7 protein-coding genes are annotated in these 6,159 nt (G+C 37.3%); 2 read left to right on the top strand and 5 right to left on the bottom strand.

Annotated elements, in window-relative coordinates:
- The first annotated feature begins 78 nt into the window (after nt 1-78).
- Entirely contained in the window at nt 79-465 is a 387-nt protein-coding gene (gene cueR / locus HMPREF2644_RS05020; protein WP_005663006.1) for a Cu(I)-responsive transcriptional regulator, read from the top strand.
- Between the two features lie 13 nt (nt 466-478).
- Here cueR and metJ read toward each other — a convergent pair whose 3' ends face one another.
- On the bottom strand, nt 479-796 hold the full coding sequence (gene metJ, locus HMPREF2644_RS05015) for a met regulon transcriptional regulator MetJ (RefSeq protein ID WP_005631186.1): 318 nt from the start codon (nt 794-796) through the stop codon (nt 479-481).
- Nucleotides 797-1,043: 247 nt separating this feature from the next.
- On the opposite strand from metJ, the gene rho reads away from it, so the two are divergent.
- Nucleotides 1,044-2,306: a transcription termination factor Rho gene (gene rho / locus HMPREF2644_RS05010; protein WP_005629550.1), complete on the top strand. Its 1,263-nt coding sequence runs from the start codon at nt 1,044-1,046 to the stop codon at nt 2,304-2,306.
- Between the two features lie 53 nt (nt 2,307-2,359).
- On the opposite strand, the gene HMPREF2644_RS05005 is transcribed toward rho, so the two are convergent.
- The 4 genes from HMPREF2644_RS05005 to HMPREF2644_RS04990 are packed head-to-tail and all read right to left on the bottom strand — an operon-like array spanning nt 2,360 to nt 6,106.
- On the bottom strand, nt 2,360-3,052 hold the full coding sequence (locus tag HMPREF2644_RS05005) for a prepilin peptidase (protein ID WP_038440789.1): 693 nt from the start codon (nt 3,050-3,052) through the stop codon (nt 2,360-2,362).
- Entirely contained in the window at nt 3,049-4,269 is a 1,221-nt protein-coding gene (locus HMPREF2644_RS05000; protein WP_011271971.1) for a type II secretion system F family protein, read from the bottom strand. Before HMPREF2644_RS05000 ends, HMPREF2644_RS05005 begins: the two co-directional genes overlap by 4 nt.
- Nucleotides 4,266-5,660: a GspE/PulE family protein gene (locus tag HMPREF2644_RS04995; RefSeq protein ID WP_011271972.1), complete on the bottom strand. Its 1,395-nt coding sequence runs from the start codon at nt 5,658-5,660 to the stop codon at nt 4,266-4,268. The genes HMPREF2644_RS05000 and HMPREF2644_RS04995 overlap by 4 nt, the downstream gene beginning before the upstream one ends.
- Nucleotides 5,657-6,106, bottom strand: coding sequence for a prepilin-type N-terminal cleavage/methylation domain-containing protein (locus HMPREF2644_RS04990; RefSeq protein WP_011271973.1), 450 nt, complete (start codon nt 6,104-6,106; stop codon nt 5,657-5,659). The genes HMPREF2644_RS04995 and HMPREF2644_RS04990 overlap by 4 nt, the downstream gene beginning before the upstream one ends.
- Between the last annotated feature and the right edge of the window lie 53 nt (nt 6,107-6,159).

Here is a 6,159-nt window from a genome sequence, read left to right as displayed (position 1 = left end):
ATTTTTACTCCTTGTTAGTTGTTTTATTGATGGTTAAACTATAAACCTTTACATAAGGTTAAGGTCAAGAAGTTTTTTATGAATATTAGTGAAGCCGCAAAATTAGTAGGTTTATCTACAAAACAAATCCGTGATTATGAAAAAATAGGGTTAATTAAACCCGCTGTTCGCAGTTTGTCAGGCTATCGAAATTATGGAGAAAGTGATTTAGAAAGGTTGCATTTTATTCGACACTCACGCAATGTTGGGTTTTCGTTACATCAAATCGCACAATTATTAGCACTACAAGATAATCCTAAGCGTAGCTGCCGAGAAGTGAAAGTGCTAACTGCTCAACATATTGCGACATTAAATCAACAAATAGAACAGTTACAAAAAATGGTACAAAAATTGCAGCACTGGCACGACAGTTGTCAGGGCAATGACAACCCTGGATGTTCAATTTTGAATGGCTTGAACGGATAAGTGAAAAGTGCGGTTAATATTCCCAGCTTTCTGGATCGACACCTAATTCACGCATAAGCACTTTGGCATCTTCAGGGATTTCATCATTACGCTCTTTCATTAAATCTGCATCGGTGGGTAAAGGCTGTCCTGTGAATGCATGCAAGAACGCTTCACAAAGCAATTCACTGTTAGTTGCGTGACGTAAACTTTTTAATTGGCGGCGAGTGCGTTCATTCGTCAAAATTTCCAGTACTTTAATGGGAATGGATACTGTAATTTTTTTTACTTGCTCACTTTTTTTGCCATGTTCTGCATAAGGGCTGATATATTTTCCGTCCCAATTCGCCATAATTTCCCTTAAGTGCTTATTGATAACCTTACAAATTGTCCGTATTCTAATTAAAAATCAAATAAATAACAATCTAGACGGCTAAACTTCCAAAATAAGTTCTTAAAAAAAGTGCGGTAATTTTTTATATTAAATGCTAATAAAAGCTAGACAGCGTAGGGTTTTAGTGGTAATTTACGCGCCATTCAAAGGGTGCAAGCCCACCATTCGAATAATCAATTCTTATTAATTCCAACATTTATTCATTATGCATTTAACAGAACTTAAAAATACGCCTGTTTCTGATCTTGTGAAACTCGGTGAGGAGCAAATGGGCTTAGAAAATTTAGCTCGTTTGCGTAAACAAGATATTGTCTTTGCAATCTTAAAACAGCACGCCAAAAGTGGCGAAGATATTTTCGGCGGTGGTGTGTTAGAAATTTTACCAGATGGTTTTGGTTTCCTTCGTTCTGCCGACAGTTCCTATCTTGCAGGCCCTGATGATATTTATGTTTCCCCAAGTCAAATCCGTCGTTTTAATCTTCAAACTGGGGATAAAATCGAGGGTAAAATTCGTCCACCAAAAGAAGGAGAACGTTATTTCGCACTTTTAAAAGTTGATCAAGTTAATGATGACAAACCTGAAGTGTCCCGTAGCAAAATCTTATTTGAAAACTTAACGCCATTGCACGCTAATTCGCGTTTAAGAATGGAACGTGGCAATGGCTCAACAGAAGATTTAACTGCCCGTATTTTGGATTTAGCCTCGCCAATTGGTAAAGGCCAACGTGGGTTAATCGTAGCACCACCAAAAGCGGGTAAAACAATGTTGTTGCAAAATATTGCACAAAGTATCACGCATAATTATCCTGATGTGGAACTTATCGTATTACTGATTGATGAACGCCCAGAAGAAGTGACAGAAATGCAACGTTCAGTAAAAGGCGAAGTCATTGCGTCTACTTTTGACGAGCCTGCAACTCGTCACGTTCAAGTGGCAGAAATGGTAATCGAAAAAGCGAAACGTTCAGTAGAGCATAAAAAAGATGTGGTCATTTTGCTTGATTCTATTACTCGTTTAGCACGCGCTTACAATACGGTAACCCCAGCTTCGGGTAAAATTTTGTCTGGTGGTGTGGATGCTAATGCGTTGCATCGTCCAAAACGTTTCTTTGGAGCTGCACGTAATGTGGAAGAAGGCGGCAGTTTAACGATTATTGCCACAGCACTAGTTGATACAGGTTCGAAAATGGATGAAGTTATTTTCGAAGAATTTAAAGGTACAGGTAATATGGAATTACACCTTTCTCGTAAAATTGCAGAAAGACGCGTATTCCCAGCCATTGACTTTAAACGCTCTGGTACTCGTAAAGAAGACTTACTCACAACATCTGATGAATTACAAAAAATGTGGATTCTTCGTAAGATTCTTAATCCAATGGATGAAGTGGATGCAATGGAATTCTTGATTGATAAGCTGATGATGGCGAAAACCAACGAAGAGTTTTTTGAAGTGATGAAACGTTCGTAAAAGCAACCGCACTTCTATGAAGAACAAGGGGAAAATATTATGTTTTCCCCTTTTTAATATCCGTAATATTTGACGAAATAAATGATGACAGCTGATAAGTTCATAAAAGGGGCAAAAGGTAAAAATTCTTTTTTCTTTCTATGAATAAGCGAAAAACATATTCCAAGAACTGAGGCTAATAATAAAAAGTGCGGTAAGGTTTCTAAATGAATAAAACTTCCTAATGCCATTGCTAGCCAATAATCTCCCCGTCCAAAGGCTTCTTTTCTGTAATAACATTTTGCAATCCAATAGATTGCGTAGAAAACAATAAAAAAAATAGCCGCACTTTTTATGCTTTCAGATAACGTTAGCAATGAAAAGTTATTGTCTGTGCCAAATAATCCTAGAGTAAGTAACCATAAACAGGGTGTCGTAGAAATAAGTTGATAGTGCCAATCAAGATAACTGATTGTCCAAAGAATAATAAGTGTGAGTCCGATCCATACAGTAAAAATAGAATCTTTGAAGGCAATTTGTAAAAATATAAATCCAACCCCAATACTAAAAAAATACCTCAAAATATGACCGCACTTTTTTTGTTGAATAGAGGCAAAGTGCGGTTGAAATGGAGAACTGTTTTGTGGAAATAATTCAACGTAAGTCGCATAAATCTCTTGCTGCAAATGCGTAATAAAACCAGATAGGTAGAACCACAATGCGATCCCTAAGATGCCGCCTAATAAAAACATTGTGAAGTAAATCATTGAATAACTGATCCCATATTAAAGATAGGTAAATACATTCCCATCATAATAATCCCAATCAGACTGCCGATGATTACCATCATTAATGGTTCTAGCATTTGTGAGAGTAAGTCAATTTGATGATTAAGTTTTTCTTGGTAATTATCTGCGATATGCTCTAGCATCAAAGCGAGTTTTCCGCTTTGTTCGCCAATTTGTAGCATTTGTTGTGCTTCCATCGGGAAAAGATCGCTACTTACGCTATTAGAAAACGCATAGCCTTGAGAAACCCATTGCAAAATTGACCGCACTTCTTTATCTAATACCATATCGTTTACAAGCGTTTTCTTGGTTTGCCAAGTTTGTGTGCGAGGAAGAAAACTGTCTAGTGCCTGATTAAGCGGTACGCCGGCCTGCAACATAATTTGTAAACTTTGACTAAAGTTCACTAAACGTGAAAGCTTTTGAATTGTGCCAAAAATAGGCGTGATAGAAATAAGTTGATTTTTCTTTTGATGAAACCAAGTCTGGCGTTTTAGATAGAAATAATAAAATAGAAAAAAACTCAAAACGAAAAATAGCAAAATGCCAATATTTTGCTTAAGGAAATTAGATATTGAGAGCAATATTGCGGTTATTGTTGGTAACTCCGCATTATTGCCACTGTACATTTCAGCAAATTGAGGCGCGATAAAAAGCAGTAATGCGAGTGTCAATAATAGAGAAATTCCCAATACCATTGAGGGATATAACATAATTTTCTGTAATTTGCGTTGTAAAGCCAAAGATTGACTACGGTGCGTGGCTATTTTTTTACAAACTACGGCAAGTTTTCCTGTCATTTCTCCCACTTGAATCAGTTGAATTTCTTGTTGTGTGAGATATTTTCCTTGTTGTTCAATGGCTTGTGAGAATGCTAAGCCAGATTCAATGGATTGAAGCAGTCGTTCAAGCCATTTGTTGAGCATAATTTGAGTACAATTTTGTTGCAAAATTTGTAGGCTGTTTTTTAACGGAATTACGGACTGTAGCAATGTCGCTAATTGATTGAGTAATTCACTGATTTCTGAATTTTTGGGTTTTGCCCCAAATTGCCAGTTTTGTTGTAATTTGATGTGAGTAAGCCCGCGGCTTATTAACTGAAAGTGCGCTTGTTGTTTCGTATCCGCAATAATTGAGCCTTTTTGTTTCTGATTTAATGCGTTACTACCTTGATAATAAAAGAGTTTTTTAGTCATGAGTTTTTACCTAACACACGTTCAATTTCTTTCTCATCTGTTATGCCTTGGCTAACTTTTTCCAAACCACTCTCTCGTAAATTCTCAAAATCCGTTTGATAGCCATTCTGTTGCCAATGTAGAAATTGATACACGCCGATTCGCCCTCGATAACCTTGATGGCAATCACAAGAATTTATTAAATTTCCACCGCACTTTGGACAGATTTTTCGTACAAGACGCTGTGCAATGACGAGTAGTAAACTGTTTTCAATTTCATGTTGTTGAATACCGAGTTGTTGTAAGCGAGAAATGGCAGATATTGCATCATTGGTATGTAAAGTTGAAAGCACCAAATGTCCCGTTTGAGCGGCACGTAGTGCAATCCTTGCACTTTCTTCATCTCGAATTTCACCTAGCATAATGATGTCGGGATCTTGACGTAAAAAAGCACGCAATAGACGGCTAAAATCTAATCCAATCTGCGGATTAATTTGGCTTTGAATAATACCATCAAGTTCAATTTCAATGGGATCTTCAGCGGTCATAATATGTTTATCAGGCGTATTTAGCCACTGAAGTGCGGTGTAAAGCGAGATACTTTTCCCACTTCCTGTGGGGCCGGTTACTAAAATTAATCCTTGTGGCTGGCTAAGTGAGCGTTGAAATGCTTGTTGCTGATTTTCGGTCATACCCAGTTCAGCAAAGCTAAGTTCTACAGGTTTATTTTGTTGCGCTCGCAACACGATTTTTTCGCCCCAATGGGTTGGTAAGGTTGAAAGGCGAAAATCAAGAATATCGGAAAAAGTGGTTTTAAATTGAAATCGTCCATCTTGTGGAAGTCGATTTTCACTAATATCTAATTTAGCCAGTAATTTTAAGCGTGAAATAATACGATTGGCGAATATTTTGCTTATTAAGGGTTGTGGTTGTAAAACACCATCAATTCTAAACCGCACTTGAAACTGATCAGCCAAGGTTTCTAAATGAATATCAGAGGCATTTTTTTGTAAGGCAGATTCAAAAATCTGATTAAGTAAGCGGATAACAGGTTCATCATCTTCTTGTTCAAAATGGGTTTCTTGATGTTGATAGAATTTAACTTGCTCTTCCACTTGCATTTGGTGCGGAGTAAGTTGTTGTAACAGTTCTTTGAGTTGGCTGCTTTCTAACAAAATTGGTTCGACAGGTTTTCCTGTTATAAACGCAATGGTTTCACAAGCTGAAAGATTGGAGAGAGAATCAACCCCTAGCCAAAGACGATTATTTTCTTCTTTAAGTGGCAAAGCAAAATACCGCAAGAGCAAGGATTGTTGCTGCTGATTGCGTTCCCATAAATCTGGCGAGATCGTAAAGATCTCGCCATTTTGAGCGGTTACACGCTGAGTATGAAGTAAAGCATAGCTCGTCATTGTGTGACACTTCCGCAAAAATTTGCTGGAAATAAAGAGGCATCCGTTCCTTTGCAAGTTGTTGTCCAAGTTACACCTGTTGCAGCATTACCTGTAGCTTGCAAAATATATTCCATATTTGCCAATGTGCCATCCCCTTTTACTGTTATTGCACCGTTGCTTGTTGTCACTGATTTTACATAGCCTTTTGCTGTGGTTATATCTGCTGCAATACCATTTTTTCCACCCGTACAGTTTGTTGTTTCATTTGTGCTATATACACATAATTCCACATCAGCCTTATAAGGCGCTGACGCTTGCAGTAATTCAGATACCGCTGCTTTTTTAGTATAATTTTGATAAGAGGGAATTGCGATAGTGGCTAAAATAGCAATAATTGCAATCACAATCATTAGCTCTATTAATGTAAACCCTTTTTTCAAGGTTTGCTGTGTTGTTAGTTTCATTCATTTTCCTTTTATTAAGCCTTTGTTAGCGACGACATTGTGAAAAGGAAAAA

The sequence above is a fragment of the Haemophilus sp. HMSC071C11 genome (assembly GCF_001837655.1).
Lineage (GTDB): Bacteria > Pseudomonadota > Gammaproteobacteria > Enterobacterales > Pasteurellaceae > Haemophilus > Haemophilus influenzae.
Note: the sequence above shows the minus strand (reverse complement) of the source record. Positions and strands in the feature narration are given on the sequence as shown.